This is a genomic window from Amycolatopsis sp. NBC_01307, assembly GCF_035975215.1.
Lineage (GTDB): Bacteria > Actinomycetota > Actinomycetes > Mycobacteriales > Pseudonocardiaceae > Amycolatopsis.
On sequence record NZ_CP108403.1, the window covers coordinates 4,689,764 to 4,708,970 of the forward strand.

General features: G+C 71.5%; 13 protein-coding genes. 5 read left to right on the top strand and 8 right to left on the bottom strand.

Annotated features, from left to right (window positions below; translation table 11 throughout):
* Positions 1 to 19: 19 nt before the first annotated feature.
* Positions 20 to 1,369 carry an MFS transporter gene (locus OG439_RS19700; RefSeq protein WP_326950823.1) on the top strand — a complete coding sequence of 450 codons (1,350 nt, stop codon included), beginning with the start codon at positions 20 to 22 and terminating at the stop codon, positions 1,367 to 1,369.
* A 32-nt stretch (positions 1,370 to 1,401) separates the two neighbouring features.
* Positions 1,402 to 1,695: a DUF1330 domain-containing protein gene (locus OG439_RS19705; RefSeq protein ID WP_326950824.1), complete on the top strand. Its 294-nt coding sequence runs from the start codon at positions 1,402 to 1,404 to the stop codon at positions 1,693 to 1,695.
* A 56-nt stretch (positions 1,696 to 1,751) separates the two neighbouring features.
* Here OG439_RS19705 and OG439_RS19710 read toward each other — a convergent pair whose 3' ends face one another.
* From OG439_RS19710 to OG439_RS19725, 4 genes are all read right to left on the bottom strand, one after another.
* Positions 1,752 to 7,544 (bottom strand): RHS repeat-associated core domain-containing protein, encoded by a 5,793-nt coding sequence (locus OG439_RS19710; protein ID WP_326950825.1) that lies wholly within the window; start codon positions 7,542 to 7,544, stop codon positions 1,752 to 1,754.
* 32 nt (positions 7,545 to 7,576) lie between these two features.
* Positions 7,577 to 14,191 carry a LamG domain-containing protein gene (locus OG439_RS19715; RefSeq protein ID WP_326950826.1) on the bottom strand — a complete coding sequence of 2,205 codons (6,615 nt, stop codon included), beginning with the start codon at positions 14,189 to 14,191 and terminating at the stop codon, positions 7,577 to 7,579.
* Between the two features lie 424 nt (positions 14,192 to 14,615).
* Positions 14,616 to 15,047, bottom strand: a complete 432-nt coding sequence (locus OG439_RS19720; protein WP_326950827.1) for a nitroreductase family deazaflavin-dependent oxidoreductase — start codon at positions 15,045 to 15,047, stop codon at positions 14,616 to 14,618.
* A gap of 83 nt (positions 15,048 to 15,130) precedes the next feature.
* On the bottom strand, positions 15,131 to 15,358 hold the full coding sequence (locus OG439_RS19725) for an aldehyde dehydrogenase family protein (RefSeq protein ID WP_326950828.1): 228 nt from the start codon (positions 15,356 to 15,358) through the stop codon (positions 15,131 to 15,133).
* Between OG439_RS19725 and OG439_RS19730 the strand changes: the two genes are divergently transcribed.
* Entirely contained in the window at positions 15,332 to 15,607 is a 276-nt protein-coding gene (locus OG439_RS19730) for a hypothetical protein (RefSeq protein ID WP_326950829.1), read from the top strand. The two genes, OG439_RS19725 and OG439_RS19730, sit on opposite strands and share 27 nt — an antisense overlap.
* Positions 15,608 to 15,711: 104 nt before the next feature.
* Positions 15,712 to 16,122 (top strand): zinc-binding dehydrogenase, encoded by a 411-nt coding sequence (locus OG439_RS19735; protein WP_326950830.1) that lies wholly within the window; start codon positions 15,712 to 15,714, stop codon positions 16,120 to 16,122.
* Between the two features lie 186 nt (positions 16,123 to 16,308).
* Here the strand turns inward: OG439_RS19735 and OG439_RS19740 are convergent, their stop codons facing one another.
* Positions 16,309 to 16,659, bottom strand: a complete 351-nt coding sequence (locus tag OG439_RS19740; RefSeq protein ID WP_326950831.1) for a VOC family protein — start codon at positions 16,657 to 16,659, stop codon at positions 16,309 to 16,311.
* Positions 16,656 to 17,036 carry an SDR family oxidoreductase gene (locus tag OG439_RS19745; protein ID WP_326950832.1) on the bottom strand — a complete coding sequence of 127 codons (381 nt, stop codon included), beginning with the start codon at positions 17,034 to 17,036 and terminating at the stop codon, positions 16,656 to 16,658. The genes OG439_RS19740 and OG439_RS19745 overlap by 4 nt, the downstream gene beginning before the upstream one ends.
* A 381-nt stretch (positions 17,037 to 17,417) precedes the next feature.
* Between OG439_RS19745 and OG439_RS19750 the strand changes: the two genes are divergently transcribed.
* Positions 17,418 to 17,621, top strand: coding sequence for a hypothetical protein (locus OG439_RS19750; protein WP_326950833.1), 204 nt, complete (start codon positions 17,418 to 17,420; stop codon positions 17,619 to 17,621).
* 208 nt (positions 17,622 to 17,829) lie between these two features.
* Here OG439_RS19750 and OG439_RS19755 read toward each other — a convergent pair whose 3' ends face one another.
* On the bottom strand, positions 17,830 to 18,330 hold the full coding sequence (locus OG439_RS19755; protein ID WP_326950834.1) for a hypothetical protein: 501 nt from the start codon (positions 18,328 to 18,330) through the stop codon (positions 17,830 to 17,832).
* Positions 18,331 to 18,749: 419 nt separating this feature from the next.
* A complete protein-coding gene (locus tag OG439_RS19760) occupies positions 18,750 to 18,872 on the bottom strand; it encodes a hypothetical protein (RefSeq protein WP_326950835.1) in 123 nt (40 codons plus the stop codon).
* Between the last annotated feature and the right edge of the window lie 335 nt (positions 18,873 to 19,207).

The following is a 19,207-nucleotide window of genomic DNA, read 5'->3' on the forward strand; positions in this document are numbered from 1 at the left end:
TCTGCTGGTCCCCGCCCTGATGTTCATCGCCCTGGTCGTGGCGGCGGTCGCCAGCCTCGGGACGCCGCTCATCACCAGCGTGGCGACCACGTTCCACGTCTCCCTCGACAGCGCGCAGTGGACGCTGACCATCGCCCTGCTCAGCGGCGCCGTCGCCACACCCGTCCTCGGCCGGCTCGGAGCCGGGCCGCACCGGCGGGCCACGATTCTCGCCACGCTGGCGATCGTCGTCGCCGGCAGCGCGCTCACCGTGCTGCCGCCGCCGTTCGCCTGGCTGCTCGTGGGCCGAGCGGCCCAAGGCGCCGGCCTCGGTCTCACGGCGCTGATGATGGGCGTGGCCCGCGACCACCTTCCCGAGGAGCGCAGCGCGCCCACGATCGCCCTGATCTCGGTGGTCTCCATCATCGGCGCCGGCGTCGGCTACCCGCTGGCCGCGCTGCTCGCCGAGTTCGGCGGACTGCGGGCCGCCTACGGCCTCGGCCTGCTCGTCACCGCCATCGCCTTCGTGACCGCGTGGCGCTCCATGCCCGCCGCTCCCGCAGGCCGCTCCGCTCGCGTGAACGTGGCCGGTGCGCTCGTCCTGGCGGGCGGGCTGTTCCTCGTCCTGTTCCTGGCCGGCGAGCGGAGCCTGTGGAGCCGGCACCTCGCCGTGGCGGTGACCCTTGCCGTCGCCGCTGTGCTCCTGCTCGGCGTCTGGGCCGTCTCCGAACTGCGAACCAAGACGCCCCTGATCGACGTCCGGGCGGTACGGCACCCGGCGGTCGCCGGGGCGAACATCGCCATGTTCGTCGGCGGCAGCGGCATGTACCTCCTGCTCACGCTCATCACCCGCTACGCGCAGACGCCGCACAGCGCCGGCTACGGCTTCGGGCTGACCACCTTCGTGGCGGGGCTGGTCCTCATCCCGTTCTCCGTGCTGGGGTTCGTCGCCGGCAAGCTCACGCCGCGGGTCCGGAAGCGGATCGACGGCCCTCTGCTCCTGGCCGTCAGCGCCGCCATCGTCGGCGGCGGGTTCGTCCTGTTCGCCACCGCCCGGTCCACCGTGGCCGAACTGCTCGCAGCCATGGGCGTGCTGGGCTTCGGCGTCGGCAGCTTCTCGGCCGCCATGCCCGGCGTCATCCTGGCCGTCACCCCCAAGAGCGAGACGTCGAGCGCCATGAGCTTCAACTACGTCGTCCGCAGCGTCGGGTACTCCCTGGGCAGCGCCATCGGCGGCCTGATCCTCGCCGCGGGCACCGCCACGGACCGCCTCTTCCCCGACGACAGCGCCTACACCACCGCGGCGCTGGTCGGCATCGGCGCCATGATGATCACGACGCTGGCCGGCCTCGCCCTCGCCCGCCGGCGCTCGTCCGAGACCACCCCGTAAGTCAGATGCACTCATCCAACACTGGAGGTTCCATGCCCAAGGGCTACTGGGTCAGCGTCTACCGCACCATTTCGGACCCCGAGAAGCTGGCTGCGTACAACAAACTGGCCGGCCCAGCCGTCAAGGCCGCGGGCGGGCGGGTGCTCGCCCGCGACGGCCGGGTCTTCGCCCACGAAGCCGGAATCGCCCAGCGCACCATCCTGATCGAGTTCGACAGCTTCGACCAGGCCGTCGCCGCCCGCGCGAGCGCGGCCTACCAGGAGGCGCTGACCGCACTCGCCGACGGCGTCGAGCGCGACTTCCGCATCATCGAAGGCCTCGACTGACCGGCGGGGACCGGGCACGTGGCCCGGTCCCCGCCCGTCGTGCTCGAGCCGAGGTGTTACTTGGGCTTGCGGCTGTCGCTGAGCCGCCACGAGTCGGCGTACTCGAGACCCGCGCTGGCGTCCAGCCCGCCCAGCTTCCCGAACATCGGCATGGTGCCGATGCCCACACCCACGCCACCCCACCACTTCCCGCTGTCCCCCGCGCCGAAATCTATGCTCCCGGCGCCGAGCGGAATGCTGACGGCCCAGCCCGTGCCGCCGAGATCTTCGACCGTCCCCTCGGCGATCTTCAAGCCGTAAGTGGCTCTGACGCCGACGGACGGCGACATGGCGATCTTTCCGGACGCCGAGACGCCGTCGCCGTACTTGTCGATTCCGTGGCACACCTCGACCGAGGCGACCGCGGCCGCGCCGGCGGCTCCGGTGAAGCAGTCGGCGATCGTGAAGTGGTCGAAGAACTTCTCCTTCATCTCCTCCTTCCACTCGTACGCCTCGCGGATGGGACGGAAGAACTCCTCGATCAGGTTGATGTCGGGGCCGTGCCCGGGAGGCGTCGCCGCCTTCTTGGCCTCGGCCTGCACGGCCTTGTCGGCTCCGCACGCCGCGCTGATGCCGGACGTGTCGAACAAGCCGCCCTTGCTCTTGCACGAGTCGGGTGTGAGCTGCCAGCTCGGGATCACGCCGCACGCCTTGCCCGGGGTGCAGCCGATCGTCGGCCGGGGACCCTTGTCCTTGGCGATCGGCCCGATGAACAGCTTGTTCTTGGGCAGGGTCAGGCCGGGGTTGGCCGGGGCGGCGATCGACGGCGGGATCCAGCTCACCGGCGGGTTGTAGGTGCTGGCCGGGCTCGTGTTGGGGGCCCAGCCGCCACCGGCGCACTCGCCGTCCGGGCACATGGTCCGGGTCAGCCCGCTCGGGTCGCTGTAGGTGACCGGACTGTTGCCGCCGTAGGCGTAGCCGTTCATCTGCTGCGGGTCGGCCATGGCCAGCACCGGGTCGACCGAGGCGAAACGGCCGGTCGACGGGTCGTACTCGCGGGCGCCGAGATGGGTCAGCCCGGTGCTCGCATCGGTGGTGCCACCGACGAATCCGCGATCTCCGGGCCACGCCGACGACGTACCGCGCGGGCCGCCGAACGGCAGCTGACGGCGGCGGGTGACGTTCTGGCCCGAGTCGATCGCGATCTGCCCGGTGCCCTGGTGGTCCGCGGCCAGCCAGGTCAGCGGGCCCGTGTCCACGCGCGTCGCGATGGTCTTGCCGCCGAACGTGTAGTACCGCGTCACGATCGGGTTGCCGCCGCTGCGGTTCACCCGCACCTCCTGGTTGCCCAGGTAGAGGGTGGTCGCGTCGGGGTCGCGCCGGATGAGCCGGCCGTCACCGGCGTCGTAGCCGAACGACGTCTGCTTGCCGTCGGCGGCGGTGGAGGCGGCCAAGTGGCCTTCCTCGTCCCACGTCATCGTCGTCTCCGCGCCGGCGGTCTTGCGGCTCTTCGTGTTCCCGACCGCGTCGTAGCCGAACTGCTCGACCCCGGCGACGCCCGGTCCGCGGGTGGCCACGGAACTGAGCGCGTGGGCGTGGTCCGGCGTCTCGTAGGTGTAGTCGCGGGTGGTGGTGCCCGACGCCGTGTGCTGGACCTCCGCACGCCGGTCCCCGGCCGCGTCGTAGCTGTAGGAATGCCAGTACGGTGCCGGGCCGCTGAGGCCGGCGACGGACGGCTCGCCCTGACAGCCCGCGGTTTCCGACCAGGTCTGCGCGGCGGGCGTCCACGCCTCGGTGAGTCGTTGGAGCTGGTCCTGGCGGAAGCACTGGATGTCGGCCGCCGCGGACTTGTCGGCGACCGAGGTGATGGATCCCGCCGGGCTGTAGGTGTACCGGACGTCGGACTGCATCGGCGACGGCACCTCGGCGTCCACAATGGACCTGGTGAGCCTGCGGGTGTTGCTGTCGTAGTAGGACGACAGCCAGACGTGGCCGGTGCCCGAGCCCAGCTGCATCCGTTGCACCTCGCCGTACCGGGTGTAGCTGGTCGCGCTGACGTGCTCGACGGTGGCCCCGCCGGCCTCGCCCGTGCTCGTGCTCGGCAGGCCGAGGTCGTTGTAGGAGTAGGTGGCGGTCTCGGAAGGCAGGTCCCGCACGGCCGGATAGGTCTCGCTGGACACACTGCCGTCCGGGTTGTAACCCACGTAGCTGTTGTAGGTGCCCGCGAGCAGTCCTTCCTCCGCCGGAATGGTCACCGAGGTGCCGGTGGGCCGGTACGACGGGTGGTAGCCGAGCACATCGTTGCGGTAGGCCCGGCCGCCGACCCATCGCGTGGCCGACGCGATCCGGCCCTTGCCCAGTTTGACGGTGTCGTACGTCATCTCGGTGAGCTTCGTCCCGCCGATCCGGTCGAGGAACGTGCCGGTCTCCCGGCCGAGGCTGTCGTACGCGTGCGCGATCGTGACACCCAGGGCGTCCCGGGTCGTGGTGAGCTGGTCGGCGTCGTCGTAGGTCTTCGTCGTGGCCCCGACGTCCGGGTCTTCGGCGCGGACCTGACGGCCGAGCAGGTCGTAGGTGTACCGCCAGACGGCACCGGCGGGACTGGTGAGGGTGGCCAGCGGCCCGGACGGGTGATAGGTGTAGCGCGTCGTCTCGTAGGAGGCGGACGGCGCGGGCGTGGTGTAGTGCCGCAGCTCGATCGTGCGGCCGCGGGCGTCGTTGATCGACGTCGTGGCGGTTCCGCCGGCCGGGGGAACCGTGTCGACCCGGTCGCCGCCGTACTTCTTCGTGGTGCGCCGGCGTTCGGTGGCTCCGCCGTAGTAGATCGACGCCACGGTGCGGCCGATGCCGTCGTACTCGGTGCGAGTCAGGCCGGGCACCGCGGCGTCGGCGGCGATCCACAGGGTCGTGTCCACCGGGCCGTCCTGGAAGTACGGCTGGGTCGTCTTCCAGACCCGGCCCTGCGAGTCGTACCGGGTGTCGGTCAGCAACCGGCCGCCGCCCTGGGCCGGCGCCTGCGCCTGCCGTGGCCGCAGCAACCCGTCGAGCAGTGCGACGCCGCTGATCTCGTTGCCCTTCGGCCCGATCTTGGTCGTGGTCACCGCGGTCAGCGCGTCGTTGCGGATCTGGTAGGTGAAGGCGTAGCTGGGCTTCGGGTTGCCGGCCCTGGCCCGCTGGGGCAACCAGACCCCGGCCTGACGGCCGAGTGGGTCGTAGGTGGTCTCGGTCTTGCGGAGGTTGGGGTCGGTGACCAGGGCCGGCAGGCCCCAGGCCGGGTGCAGTGCCTTGGTGGTCACCAGCCCGGCCGGTGCGGCGGCGATGCCGGGGCTGGTGGACGCGACCTGCGTGACCGGGCCGCCCACGGCGGGTGTGTAGGCGGTCTTCGTCTTGTCGCCCAGGCCATCCGTGGCCGCGATCACGCGGCCGTGCACGTCGTATTCGTTCGTGGTCGTGACGTAAACGGGGCCGGTGGCCGGGCGCTCCTTGGCGGTCTTGACCGACGTCGCGTTGCCGTTGCCGTCGTAGGTGGTGACGACGTCCGAGACGGCGTCCCGCGGGTACTGCGCGGTCTGTCCACAGCCGACGGCATCGACCTGTACCCGGGACGGCAGGTTCATCAGCCACTTGGCCGGCTTGCGCTCGTACTCGGTGGTGGTGCACTGGTCGTCGTCGGTCCTGGTCACGTCACCGAGGTCGGCGGACTTCAGCGGCAGGCCGTGGTCGTCGTACGTGGTCACGGTTTTCGTGGTGAGCGTGCCGCCGGAGGCGAGTGCGGTGAAGAGCCGCTGGGTGCCGGCGAAGACGATGTAGGCCTGGTACTCACCGCGGGTCGCGGTCGGGCCCTTCCAGTCCGGGTCGGTGATCGTCTTGGTCAGCCTCGGCGGGTCGGGCTGGTCCGACGGCACCGCCCGCTCGAAGCTCGAGGCCTCGAAACCGAAGCCGCGCAGCCAGTCCTTGTCGTCGCGCTCGACGCCCTCCGAGTCCTTCACCTTGGCCCCCCGGGTACCGCCGCCGGGTTTCCGATCGCCGTCCATGCCGCGGTAGAACCGCTGCTCGGTCATGCTCACCGGGCCGGCCGGGTCGCTCGGCGAGCCGGACCGGGTCCTGACCCGGCCGAAGCCGCGGAACTCGTTCCAGGTCTTCTTGTCCTCCTTGCCGAATTCGGAGGTGTCCCAGTGCCAGGCCGCGCCGTCGAGGTACTCGTACCGGGTGGACTGCTGGGTGCTGCTGGAGAGCCGGTCGGACTGCGTCACCTCGGTGACCACGTACTTGTGGAAGAAGTCCGTACGCTCCTCGTAGTTGCGCTTCGCCCAGCGCACCGGGAAGCAGCGCAACGTGTTCGTCTCCGGATGCTCCTTGTCCGGCAGGGGCCCGCCCGCCGCGCATTCCGGGCTGTAGGTCACCGAGGTCACCCCGCCGGCCTCGGAGACGACACCGGTGAGCCGGTAGCGGACCAGCGGGGAGATGCCGTCCTCGATCGTGTCGACGCGGTTGGCGAACTTGGTGCCCTCGAAGGTGACCGGGGGCAGGGTGCTCTGGCCACCGACCAGTCCGGTGTGCGTGATCGCCTTGAGCCACAGCACGGCCTTCTCGCCGTCACCCGGGTCGGGGTACTGCTGGTCGAGTGTCCAGCGGTCCACGTCGACGGGCACGGTGCCGCCGAGGACCTGGGTGGTGATCGTGGACAGGCGCTTGGTCGAGTAGAACGACGGCGCGTGCTGGTCCTTGCAGGTCGGGGTGGCGCACTCGCCGTCCCAGAACACGTCCGGCCAGTTGTTCTTGTCGTCGCGGGAACAGGTGCTGCCGGGGACGCAGCGGTCGGCCGTGGCGAACACGACCCGGCCGCTCGGCGCGACGGCGGAGTCCTCCCGCAGGCCGTAGTCGACGCGCGCCAGCGTGCCGCCGCGGATGTAGGACACCGCGGTGTCCTTGCCGTTCAGGCCGTAGGAGTTGGCCTCCGGTTCGTAGAAGTACCGCACCACGTTGCCGTTGCGGTCGACGATCTTGTCCAGGTTCCAGCGCCACGCCTGCGCGCACTGCGACGTGGCGAACGATCCGCCGTGGCAGGGCTCGCCCGCGTCGTCGCCGAACACCGGGACGGTCCAGGTGGACTTGGCGTCCGGCTGCGAACCGAAGAAGTACTGCGTGCCGTCCAGCGCGGTGATCTTCCAGAACTCGCCGTTGTCGTCGGAGTTCCCGGCGCCGTCGAGGCGTTCGACGCGGGAACCGTCATCGCCTCTGGTGCGCCAGTCGCCGGTGTCGTCGTCGCGGATGAGCATCCCGCCGCCACCGCTGTAGGCGGCCGTGGCGTTGTCGCTGCGCCAGCAGAGGTCACCGACCGCGGGCGGCTTGACGTCGCCCTCGGTGTCGTCGGCGCAGCCGCCGTAGGACCGCTCGACGAACCCCGGGGAGAGGTCCCAGCCCTCACCGACCCAGGAGGGCTGGTTGTTGGTCGCGCTCGTCCGGCCGTCCACAGTGGACGACTGGTACGACAGCGCGAGAGAGGGCGCCAGCCCGCCCGGCGCCGGCGGCACCCGAAGCGGGTAGGACCAGCTGAAGTCCCCGGTGTGCGGGGCGACCTCCCAGGTGGCCGACGGCGCCAGCGAGGTGGCCGTCGGTGTCCCCGCGCCCTCCTGTGCGGGCTTGGCGGGCTGGTTGCCGAGCAACGCGTCCGCGGTCGCCTGGTCCGTGGGCCGGGTCCCGACGGCGTCCGCGGTCACCGGCGTGGAGGCCGTGCCGGGCAGCTCGACCGACGGGCCCCCGCCCGCGGCCGCGGCCACCCCGGGCACGCCGGCGGCCGGCGCCAGTGTCACGAACAGCACCGCCGCCAGACCGCGGGTGAGCCCGCGACGTAACCAGGTCCTGCGCACAGAGTTCCCCTTTGGGTTCGGTCGGGTGGCGGTCAGGGTGCCGACGGGCCGGGCAGCGTGGTCAGCGCGTACCCGAGCTGTCCCAGCACGGTCTGGCCTTCGCAGTTCGCGACGACGGACGTGAAGCGGATCCCGCCGGCCACCGCGCACTTGTAGAGCGGCCTGCCGGCCAGTCCAGGCGGCGGCTGGGTGAAGACGCGGCCCACCGGGACGCCGGTCCCCTTGCCCTCGCAGCCCGGGTCCTGCGTCACGAACTGGCCCGCGGTGTCCGTGCAGGACAGCAGGGGCTCGGTGCCCGGCTGGTCGGTCGTCGCCAGCAGTCCGAGGGAGCGGCCGTAGCGGAAGCCCGGCGGAGCACCGAGGCTGCTGGTGTAGTGCTGGCCCGACAGGTCGTGGAAGTACCGGGTCAGCGGCGTGTAGGCGGCGACGTGGCCGAGCACCCGGTCCGTGGCGCGCCCCTCGCAGGCGACGTCGGTGGAGTCGAACCGGGCGGCCCCGTCCAGGCAGCGCCGCAGCGGCACCGTCGCCACGTCGGCCGGCGGGGTGGCGTAGGCCCAGCCGAGGGTGCCGATCTTCGGCTGTCCTTCGCACCCCGGCTCGGCCGAGGTGAACGGCCCGGCCGGGCCCCGGCAGGTGTAGAGCGGCACGGTGTCCGCTCCGGGGCCGCCGAGCGCCACCCCGAGCGGGCGGTCGAACCGGAAGCCCGCCGGCGCGCCGGCGAACGGCGCGTCGGACCCGGTGGCGGACCTGGCGGTGTAGCGCTCACCGGCGTCGTTCACGAACCGGCCCAGCTGCCCGCCGGAGGGTGGCTGGAAGGTCCCGGCCAGCCGGATGCTGTCGGCCGGGCGAACGCCCTTGTCCGTCGTGACCTCGTCGATCAGGCCGGGGAAGTACTCCGTCGTCGCGCCCTTGTCCCGGCCGCGGCCGATGGTGAGCCCGCCGCCCGCGACCCACAGCAGCACGTTGTCCTTCGTCCCGACGAGCTGGCCGTTGACGTAGAGCCGCAGCTGGCGGGCGGCGTAGTCGTAGACGCCGCTCAGGTGCGTCCAGGCGCCGACCGTCGGCGGTTGCAGGGAGTTGGCGTAGACCAGCGGTGCGGTGTCCGTGTCGCTGGTGGCGGCGCCGAACATCCACCGGTCGACCTCGGGCCGGTACTGCAGGGCGAACCCGCTGCGGCGGACGCCGTCCTGCGCGAGCACGGTCGCCACCTTGTCGGTGCGCGTCAGCTTGGCCCAGGCCGAGACCGTGAAGCTGTCCCGCATGGGGACTCCGACGTTCGTGGACCTGGCGGCCCCGCCGACCCCGTCCAGCTCCAGCGCCTTGCCGAAGACGCCGGGGGCGAACGACGTTCCGGCGCTCGACAGCGTCGTCGGGTTCTGCCGCCACGAGTAGTCCCGCGCGGTGCCGTCGTCGAACCGCCAGAAGCCGTGGACGGCCGCGGGGGCCTCGTCGTGGACCCGGCGGACCTCGCCGTCCGTCAGGGCCCGGCCGTAGGCGCGCACGTCGTCGACGCCCCGCGGGAAGTAGTCCGCGGTGGTGCCGTTCACCCGGGCCCGGCCGACCGCGAACCTGCCGGTGGCGTCCTGGACCGTGACCCCCACCTGGACCGCGGACAGCGCCCCGTTGACGTAGAGCCGCAGCTGCGCGAGCCGGACGTCGTAGACGAGCGCCAGGTGCGCCCAGTCGTTGAGCTGCGCCTGTTCGCTGGAGACGAGCACGACGGAGCCCGCGTTCGCCTGGTCGGCGAGGGCGACGACGGCGGCCCACTTCTTCGTCGCCGCGTCGTAGCGCACCTGGAACGCGCTCACCTGGTTCGCGTCCTGCCCCAGCACGGTCGCGTTGCGGGCGCCGTCGGTGAGGAACGCCCAGCCGGCGACGGAGAAGCTGCCCTTGGTGTCCACGACCGGGCCGGCGGTCTCGGCGTACCCGCTCGTGCCGTCGAACCACCCGGTGCTGTCGATCCGGCCGGCGAACCACCCGGCGCCGCCCTTCAGCGTCGCGGTCTTGGCCCGGCCGCTGGAGTCGGCCACGGTGGTGCCGGTGTTCTCGTCGAACTTCCACGCCCCCGCGTCGGCGACCGGCAGCGTGGCCGGGCCGCCGGGCAACGGGTAGGACCGCACCAGCGCCGACACCCGGTCGGCGGTCAGCGCGCCGCTGTAGATCCGGACGTCGTCCACGCCACCACGCCACGACTTGGGCTGCTCGCCGATCGCCTTGCCGCCGCCGATCTGCAGGCCGCCGGTGCCCGGCCAGCTGGTGAGCAGGGTGCCGTCGTCCTTGCGGTTCCCGTTGACGTACACCCAGATCGCGCGGGCCCCGACGTCGTAGACGCCGGTCAGGTGCACCCACTTGCACTGCTCCCCCGGCCGGCACAGCTCCCCCGGCTCGGCCGCGACCGCCGCCTTGGTGACGGTGCCGTCGCGTTCGGGCATCTCGAACGTCCAGTTGCCGTCGTGCCCGGCGGTGTCCTCGACGTAGCCCAGCCGGAACTTGCCGAACGGCTTGCCGTCTCCGGCGTCCAGCGACACCGCGCTGGTGAAACAGCTGGTCTCGGTGGCGAAGTCGCAGGTGGTGCCTTCGAGGTTCACCCAGGCCGACACCGTGAAGCTGCCGTCGGTCCGGACGTCCACCCCGGTGGTGGTCACCACGTCGTCGACGCCGTCGAGCTTGACGGCGTTGCCGATCCGGCCCGCGGTGAACGTGGCGCCGTTGCGCAGCGTCGCCTGCCGGGGGCCGACGGCGTCCCCGGTCGTCGTGCCGCTGCCTTCGTCCATCGTCCAGTTGTGGCCGAGGCTCAGGTCCTGCCCCGCCATGGTGGCGACCTCACCGGCGAACAACGCGCGGCTGTAGACCGACACGTCGTCGACCGCGCCCGCGAAGAAGTCGGCGTTCGCCCCGGCGCGCTTGCCCCGGCCGATCTGGAACCCGCCGGTGGCGTCGAACGCGGTCGTGTGCGCCGCCGAGCCCGCGAGCACCCCGTTGACGTACAGGTCGAGCTGCTTGCGGTCCTTGCTGTAGACGCCGGCCAGGTGCGTCCACACCCCGGCTTGGACGGTGCCCCCGAGGGCCTGATCGCCCGCGGCGGTGCCGTCCGAGGGCATCGCGGTGAACGCCCAGCGGTCGGCGGTCGCCTGCAGCGCGAAGCCGCTGACCATCGTGCCGTCCTGCGACAGGATCGTCGCGGGCGCACCGGTCTTGTCGGCCCGGGCCCACGCCGCGACCGAGAAGCTCTGGTCGGTGTGCACGGCGGTGGGCGTGCTGATGTGCGCCCCGGTCCCGTTCAGCTGCACCGCGAGGTCGGCCGGGTCCGGCGAGTTGGTCTGTCCCGCCGACCAGTCCGGGCCGCCGTTGAGGACACCGGGAAGTTTCCCGTTCGCGTCCACGGCGGTCCCGTCCAGCCGCCAGGTGCCCGCCGTGACGTTGTCGCGGCTGACGATCCCGCGCACCTCGTCCTCGCCGATCGCCCGGTTGTACACCCGGACCTCGTCGAGGGTGCCGGGGAACGCCTGCCGCTGCTCGGCCCGGATCATCGCCCGGCCGATCCGGAACGACCGCAGCGCCTGCCACGCCGTCGTGCGGGTCGACTCCCCGGCGAGGGCGCCGTCCACGTACAGCCGGATCTTGCGGGTCGACGCGTCGTAGGTGCCGACGAGAGCCGTCCACTCACCGGCCTTCGGCGGCGACGCCCCGGCCACCCAGAAGTACTCGGCCGGGCTGTCCGCGTCGGACCCCGGGAAGATGAACTGCCACCGGTTTCCCTGGTACTGCAGGCAGAACCCGCAGATCCGCTCGCCGTCCTGGCTGAGCACGGTGTAGGTGCCCGCGTCCGCCCGGTCGAGCTTCACCTGCACGGCCACCGAGAAACTCTGGTCCGTGCGCACGACCGGGCCCGCGGCCGACACCGAGTCGTCGACGCCGTCGAGCTTGATCCCGCCGCCCACGGCGCCGTTGGCGACGAAGGCCGCGCCGTTGTCCAGGACGCCGTCGGGCGCGCCCTCGACCGCGTTGACGGCCGTGCTGCCGCCGCGTTCCTCGAACTTCCAGTGCGCGACCTGCACTCCGCTGGCCCCCACCTGGGCCGCGATCTCGGGGGCGCTCAGCACCCGGTCGTAGAGCTGCGTTTCGTCGACCGAGCCCGGCCAGAAGTCGGCCGGGGCGCCGGCCCACTTGCCGCGGCCGATCGCCAGCGGCCCGGTCGCGTTGAACCCGCTCGTCCGGGCCTGTGTCCCGGCGAGCACCCCGTTGACGTACAGGCGGATCTGCTTGGCCTGGGAGTCGTAGGTGGCGGCCACGTGGGTCCACGTGCCCACGGACGCCGCCACGTTCGCGCGGACGCTCTCCCCCGCCGGGCGTTGCGCGGTGTCCGCGGCGGGCAGTGTGAACTCCCACTTGCCGCCGCCTTCGTCGCGGTAGCCGAGCAGGAACCCGCTGAGCCGGCCGCCGTCCTGGGACACCGCGGTGAAGCCGGTGCCGGCCGCGGGGAGCTGGTCGAGCTTCAGCCAGGTGGCCACCGAGAAGCTCGTGTCGGTGCGGACCGCGTTCGGCGCCGACACCTGCGCGGCCACGCCGTCGAGGTGCACCGCCGAACCCGCGGCGCCGCCCGAGGTATAAGTCGCGGCACCGGCCAGCGTGCCGTGGTGGTCGCCGAGGTGCGCGCTGTCCTTCGCGTTGCCTTCGAAGGACCACTGGGCCAGCGGGCCGTTGCCCGGCCGGACGTAGAAGCGGTGCACCTGGGACTTGCTGCGGTGCCCGCCGCGGTCGACGCTCTGCACGAACAGCTCGCGGGGCCCGTCGCCGGGCGGCGTCAGCCGGACACTGGCCGGGCCGCCGAGCGACTGGGCGTCCACCGGCGTGGCCGGCGGATCCTGCCAGCCGTAGAGGTAGTGGTCGACGTCGCCGACATTGTTGGCGGTGAAGGTGAAGGTGTCCGGCACCCCGGTCCCGCCGTGCCAGCGGTTGTCCGGCTGGTAGAGCACGGCCGAGACGTTCGGTACCTGCTGGTCGGTGAACCCCACGCGGTCGACGTAGAACGCCCCGGTCCCGTGCGTTTCCGGGCCGGACGCCTTGCCGTCACTGCCCCGCACCACCCAGTCGACGCCGGTGCCGTCCCGCAGTCCCTTCAGGTCGACGACCGTGTCGTGGAAGGCCCCGGAGCTCTGGAAACCGTTGCCCAGGCGGCGTTCCAGGACGCCGTCACGCCAGATGTCCCACTGCGGCTCGACCAGGTCCTGGTCGGGGTCCGACAGCCGGGCGATCAGCCGGAGGTCGTCGCCGGCCAGGTAGCGCGCGCCACCGCACCACTTGCACGGCGCGGGCAGCGGCGGGTCGGTGGCCAGGTCGGACGGCGCGTCGGGTACCTGGTTGTACGTCACCACGACCTTGGTCGCCCCCGGGTCGTACTTGCGCCAGGCGATCTGGTCGCCGGAGTCCGCGGCCGTCAGGAAGAAGGTCGTGACGCCGCCGGTGTCGATCATGTCGGCGACGTCGACGCCCACCGTCTTGAAGTCACCGCAGCCGCCCGGGTTGTACACGCCGGGCGCGGTGAACTCCCGGTACCACCGGCTGCCCGGCCGGACGTTCCAGGTCGTCTCCGGGCTGATCTGCCCGTCGGCCAGGTGCAGCCGGTGGGTCCGGCCGGAACAGTTGGGGCTGAAGACGACCGTGGTGTCGAGGCTCGCCTGGGTGATCGTCTTGCCGGCCAGGAACCCGGTGTCGTACTGGAAGTAGGTCTGCGCCTCGCCGATCCCCTCGCACCAGCCGTCTTCGTAGCACTGGCCGACCTGGGCCCACGGCGGCGACCCGCTCGTCCACCAGTAGGACTGGTAACTCTTGCCGGACAGCACGGTGGCCCACGCGTTCTTGTCGAACGTCACCATGTTCGGGTCGATCGTCACCGGGTAGGCGACGCCGGCACCGGTGAGCGCCGCCCGGTCCGGGGACAGGGTGAGCGCGCCGTCCTCTGCGGACACCGCGACCTTCGCGGTCTTGCCCTTCGCGTCCCACATGGTCGACGGCGGCGCGGCGAAGACGTCACCACCACCCGCGGCGGCCGCGTGCACCGAGCCGGCGCCGTCGACCTTCAGGGTCAGGCCGTCGGTGCGCACCGCCAGCCGGATCGACGCGAGCGCGGGGTTCTTCGCCGCTTCGGCGGTCTTGACCACCAGCTGCTGCTGGTAGCCGTTCGGGCCGGCGATCAGCACGAGGTCCACCCCCGGCAGAACCTCGGGATAGGTCGCCGTGGCCGCCGAGAGCCGCGGCGCGGGGAGCGGGCCCGGCCAGGTCAGCTCCAGGAAGTGCCCGTCGCGCCGCAGGGTCAGCAGCGCACCCGCCGGGCCGCCACCGGACAGGGTCAGCTCGCCCACCGCGGCTTCGGGGCCGACGGTGCCGTCGGCCCGGCGCTGCATCGTCACGTCGACCGGCACCCAGGAGTCGCCCCGGCGCACCCGGGTGGGGACGGCCGTGAGCTCGGCCGTCATCTCACCCGCGGGATTCGCGAAGACCGCCCGGGTCGGGGTCCGCTGGTCGAGCACCTCGACCCGGGTACCCTGCCGGAACGCCGCCAGCTTCGCCGAAGCCTGGTCGGGCGCCTGGGTGACCGGTGCCGGCGGCGGCGGACTCCCGCCGTCCAGGACCAGGATCGTGGCCATCGACGCCACCAGCGCGGTGATCGTCGCCGCGCACGCCAACCGACGTAGTCGCACGTTGAGCTCCCTGGGGTCGCGCCATCCGCGCGTGAGTGAGCCGAAGCCGCGAGCGTCACGGCCTCGGCTCTTGCGAGCGGAATCGTCGCAGCCGGGTCATCGTGCGGGCGAACGATTCAGCCCACGCTGAAACTCCTGGTGACCAGGCCGGGAAACCGCTAAGGCGGCCCGTCAGTACCGGCCGGGCACGCACCTCGGCCACCTTCGGGTGGGCCAGCTCGTCGAAGACGACCAGTGCCGACGCCCGGCCCTCCGCGTCGCCGATGTCCTCCCGGATCAGCAGGGCCTGCTGGTCGACCCGGCCGCGTGACGACGGCCGGAAAAGAAGGGGGTGCGGCCGGCGGCCGCACCCCCTTCAGCGAGCACGCTGTTACTTCGGGTCGAGCACGAACACCGGGATCTGCCGGTCGGTCTTCGTCTGGTATTCGGCGTACGACGGGTAGGCCGCGACCGAGCGCTCCCACCACTCGGCCCGCTCAGCCCCCTCGACCTCGCGCGCCGTGTAGGTCTTCGTCACGGTCCCGTCCTGCAGCGGGAACTCCGGGTGCGCCTTGATGTTGTAGTACCAGACCGGGTGCTCCGGAGCGCCGCCCTTGGACGCCACCACCGCGTAGCTCCCGGCGTGCTCCACCCGCATCACCGGGGTGTAGCGCAGCTTGCCGGACTTCGCGCCGCGCAGCGTCAGCAGCACGACCGGCGACCCGAGCACCTCGATCCCCTCGGTGGTCCCGGTCTCCAGGATCGTCTTGGTCTGGTCCTGCACCCACTCCGTGGGACTGAGTTCTGCGGTTTCGTCGGACATGCCCATGATCAACACTTCGAGACCGGATCTCATTCCCGCGCACGGTGCCGGAGGAGGTGATGCCCCCTCCGGCACCGCCGATGTCACTTCAGGCGGCGGATCGAGTGCTCCTCGACGTACGCCGAGAGCCCTGCGGTGCCGAATTCGCGGCCGATGCCGCTCTGCTTGATGCCGCCGAACGGCATCCGCAGGTCCAGTGAGTCGAACGAGTGGGTGTTGATGAACGTGCTGCCCGCTTCGATCCGGCGGGCCGACGTGCGATCCCGGCCGCGGAGATCCCGTGGATGCGCATCCGCGAAGTCCGGCTGCACGCCGTCGACCTCGGGGCCGAGGTCGAGCTTCCGCCCGGAGTCGTCGACCTGCTGCTCGACGACGTCACCGCGGCGCTGTCCCGAAAGGACGGTTGCCCCGCGGCGACGCTCGCCCCGGCGGATCGCGGCACCACGTGGCAGCTGGGCGGGGGCGGCCCGGCGATCGAGGCACCGGCCGCCGAGCCGGCCGGCTGGCTCACCGGCCGGCTGCGCCGCGACGACCGCCCCGCGCTGCCCACCTGGTTGTGAAGGACCCGAAGAGAATCGAGGACCGATGACCACTGTTCGCCGAGGACTTCGGTGGCCGCCGCACCGACGGGACGACCGCGTTGAGCGCCGAAGACGGATCCGCCGTGTCGTCCCACTTCTTCGGCCAGTCCGCGTTCGGCACCTACGCGAACGTCGCCGAGAACAGCGTCATCCGCGTCGACCCGGAGGTTCCGCTCGAGGTGCTGGCTCCGCTCGGCTGCGGCATGCAGACGGGCGCCGGGTCGGTGCTCAACGAGCTGCGCCCGCCCGCCGGGTCGTCGATCGCCGTGACGGGTTCGGGCGCGGTCGGCCTGACGGCGATCATGGCCGCCCGTGTCGCGGGCTGCACCACCACCGTCGCCGTCGACCTGCACGACAACCGCCTGGAGCTGGCTCGCGAGCTGGGCGCGACCCACACGATCAACAGCGGCAGGGACGATCTCGCCGAGGCCTTGTCGACGATCACCGGCGGCGCCGGTGTGAACTGCGGTTCGAGATCGGAGCGTCCCTGGTGAAGGGCTGGACGTTCAAGACGATCATCCAGGGCAGCTCCGTCCCGCAGCGGTTCATCCCGACGCTCGTCAAGCTGTGGGAACCCGCTCGACAAGCTGATCCGCACCTACAAGCTCGACGACATCAACACGGCGTTCGCCGACTCCGAGTCCGGCGTCGTCGTCAAGCCGGTCGTCGTCTTCTGACGATCAGGCCGGGCCGTACACGATGAGCGCGTTACCCCACGGATCCCGCACTACGGCGCGGGTTTCGTGGGGCCCGCGCTCGGCCGGGCGCACGACCACACCACCGGCGCGCACCACGGCGTCGACGGCCGCCGCGACGTCGGGCACCTTGATCGACGCCGCGGGCACGCCGCCGGTGACGTCTTCCGCCGGCCCGGCGAGGGCCAGCGTGATGCCACCGGCGTCGAGCGCCGCGTACCGGTCGCCGTCGGTGAACTTCTCGGTGAAGCCGAAGGCGGCGGCGTAGAACTCGACCGCCGCCCCGACGTCGGCGACCGGGTGCTGCACCTGCCGCAGCTGCGGCTTGTCGTTCATCGGTAAACCAGTCCTCCGTCGATCAGGGGCGCCTGCCCGGTCAGGTACTTCGCGTCCGGACCGGCGAGGTACGAGACGAACCCGGCGACGTCGTCGGGCGTCTCGGCGCGGCCGAGCGCGATCCCGTCAACGTACTGGGCGTAGGTCGCACCCGGCTCGGCGCCGGTGTGCCGAGCCATCTCGCGATCGACCGTGATCCCCATGTCGGTGTCCACGACGCCCGGGCAGCAGGCGTTCACCGTGATGCCCTGCGGCGCCAGCTCCTTCGCCGCGGCCTGGGTGAGCGCTCGGACGGCGATCGAGGAGGCGTTGAAGCAGGCCCGGACGACAGCGTCTTCACCACCGGCGCGAGCGCCTGGCTGGAGTGCTCGCTGCACGAGGAGGTCCCAGCAGGGCGACCACCTGATCGCCCTGCTGCGCATCCACCGGCTGAAGACGGTGACCACCACCCCGCCACTGGTCTTCCACGGCAGCCGCTTCCGCCGGCCGGCGAGGATCTGAACTCGTGGCCCACCATCACACCACGACCGACAACAGAAGCGACCACCTTCCGTTTCCCGCAGCACGATCGTCTCGGTCCCGTCGAGGAGTCCACTGTGGAATACGGCCCGGCTTGCGGGTCGGCCCGGCCGGAGGTATCGCCTCCGCAGCCGGCTGCACCGATGCCTTGTCCCGCGCTGAAGTGCCACTCTCCGGAACCAGAAGCTTCTCAGTCCGCCGTATGCAGCGCCGGCTTTGCCTCACGGGTCGGCTGCCAGTTGCTGGCCGCCGGGCGGCGGATCACCGGCCGGCAGATGCTGGTGGCCACCAGCCAGTACGTGGTGCTGCGCCCGCTGACCCTGCTGCAACTGGACCGCGACATCAAGATCATGCCGGACGTCGAGACCGCCGTTCGCCGACTCACCCGGTCACCCGCCGCAACAGCCGCGGAAGACACGACGATGACGCCGGCTCGCCGCTGAACCGACGCCATCGACGAATCCCGCCAAGCACGGAGGAGACTCAGAGCCGCGAATACCCGGCTCTCGCGATCTCTGAACACGGAGCGACACGCTCGCGGTCAGGCCGGCCGGACCGCGACGATCCGCGCCGTTCACAGACCTCCAGCGGCCCCGGCCCCGCAACAGCGTGATCACCACCGGCGCGACCCCGTAGTCGCATCGCGAGGGATCACCACACCCGCTGCTGCGGCGCCGTCGCCGGGTGCGGGACCGGGAGGGAACGACTCGCGCACCACAGGCCGGTGCTCGGCAGCGCGGCCAGCACCGCGGCAGTAACCGCCGGGAGCACCATCACCGGCCCGAACACGAGGAACGTGACCGCGCCCCTCGCATACCAGTCGAAACCGCCGTTGAGCATGAAGAAGATCAGCACGCTCACCGCCGCTTGGACCGCGACCAGCACCCCGCCGACCAGCACCAGCCACCGTCCCGCACCCCGGCGCGCCACCAGCAATCCGGCCCCCAGCCCCAGCACGACCAGCTCGACGGCGCAGAAGAACGCGTACACGACCAACGCCCAATCGAACTCCCGGTCGGGAACCGCGATGAGCAGATACAGGTTCTGCCCGATCCCCCACAACGTCCACAAAGCACACACCAGAGCCAGTACCAGCGCGGCGATCGCCGTACCGCCGGCAGGCCGACCACCAGGTCGTCGAGTGTCGATCATGCCGCGACGCTATCTCACCCGGAACGCCGGCGTACCAGGTTCGCTGCGATCACGGAGACCGTCAGCCGGGCCTTGCCTTCAGCGGCACTCCGCTCGACGAGAGCCGGCAGCGGAACAACGGCTTCCAGCGTCAGGAACCTCACCGCCGACAGGTCCGGCGCGACGGCGGTACCGGGAGGTACGGCCGCGCCGAAGCGAAAGCCCGTTCCGCCTCGCCGGTGCCGGCCGGCTCGGGTGTGGATCGAAGCCCGAGGACGTGCGCCGCGACGCCGGGCGCGTCTTCAAGGTCACCTCGCCAGGGCTGGGGCGGCGCTGGGCCAGTTCGTGCAGGTGCCTGTGGAAGCACGAATCGGGACCGCCGGGGACGGCCACACGGAAGACACGTATCTCGCTGCCTCAGTTCATCAGACGAGCGGGCCCTACAGGCTGTTGCCCGGCGCCTCGGCATCGGTGCTGGTGAAGTACTGCCGGGTGGTGGCCGAGATCTCGTCGCGCGAGAGGTAGCCGCTGCCGTCGGTGTCGAAAGTCGCCCACACCGGCAAGAACAGCTCCCGCCGTCAATGAGAGGTCACAGGTTCAATCTCGCGAAGTCACAAGCGTCGACGAATAGAGCGTTATACGCCGTAGCTTCGACGACATCTCGACTGCGCTGTTCGAGCGAACATTCCCCAGCTCACCGTCATGCCCGCAGAACACGTGCATCCGTCCAACGTGACCCCACCTCGACCACGCGCCTTCACCGGAACTGTCGTGCGGTGCCAACGGTTCCACTTGCTGCCGTCGGGCCGGTCGTCTCGGGTCAGTGATCAGCCCCTGTGCGGGATTCACGGTGATCTCCGCGAGCGTCCGGCCGACGGCCGGCGCTGGTCGAACGTCT

What these genes read in the sequence shown, in the direction of transcription:
- OG439_RS19730 (WP_326950829.1), top strand. Translation starts at nt 15,332, where the DNA reads ATGCGCATCCGCGAAGTCCGGCTGCACGCCGTCGACCTCGGGGCCGAG.
- OG439_RS19700 (WP_326950823.1), top strand. Translation starts at nt 20, where the DNA reads ATGTTCATCGCCCTGGTCGTGGCGGCGGTCGCCAGCCTCGGGACGCCG.
- OG439_RS19740 (WP_326950831.1), bottom strand. Translation starts at nt 16,659, where the DNA reads ATGAACGACAAGCCGCAGCTGCGGCAGGTGCAGCACCCGGTCGCCGAC.
- OG439_RS19715 (WP_326950826.1), bottom strand. Translation starts at nt 14,191, where the DNA reads ATGGCCACGATCCTGGTCCTGGACGGCGGGAGTCCGCCGCCGCCGGCA.
- OG439_RS19705 (WP_326950824.1), top strand. Translation starts at nt 1,402, where the DNA reads ATGCCCAAGGGCTACTGGGTCAGCGTCTACCGCACCATTTCGGACCCC.
- OG439_RS19720 (WP_326950827.1), bottom strand. Translation starts at nt 15,047, where the DNA reads ATGTCCGACGAAACCGCAGAACTCAGTCCCACGGAGTGGGTGCAGGAC.
- OG439_RS19755 (WP_326950834.1), bottom strand. Translation starts at nt 18,330, where the DNA reads ATGATCGACACTCGACGACCTGGTGGTCGGCCTGCCGGCGGTACGGCG.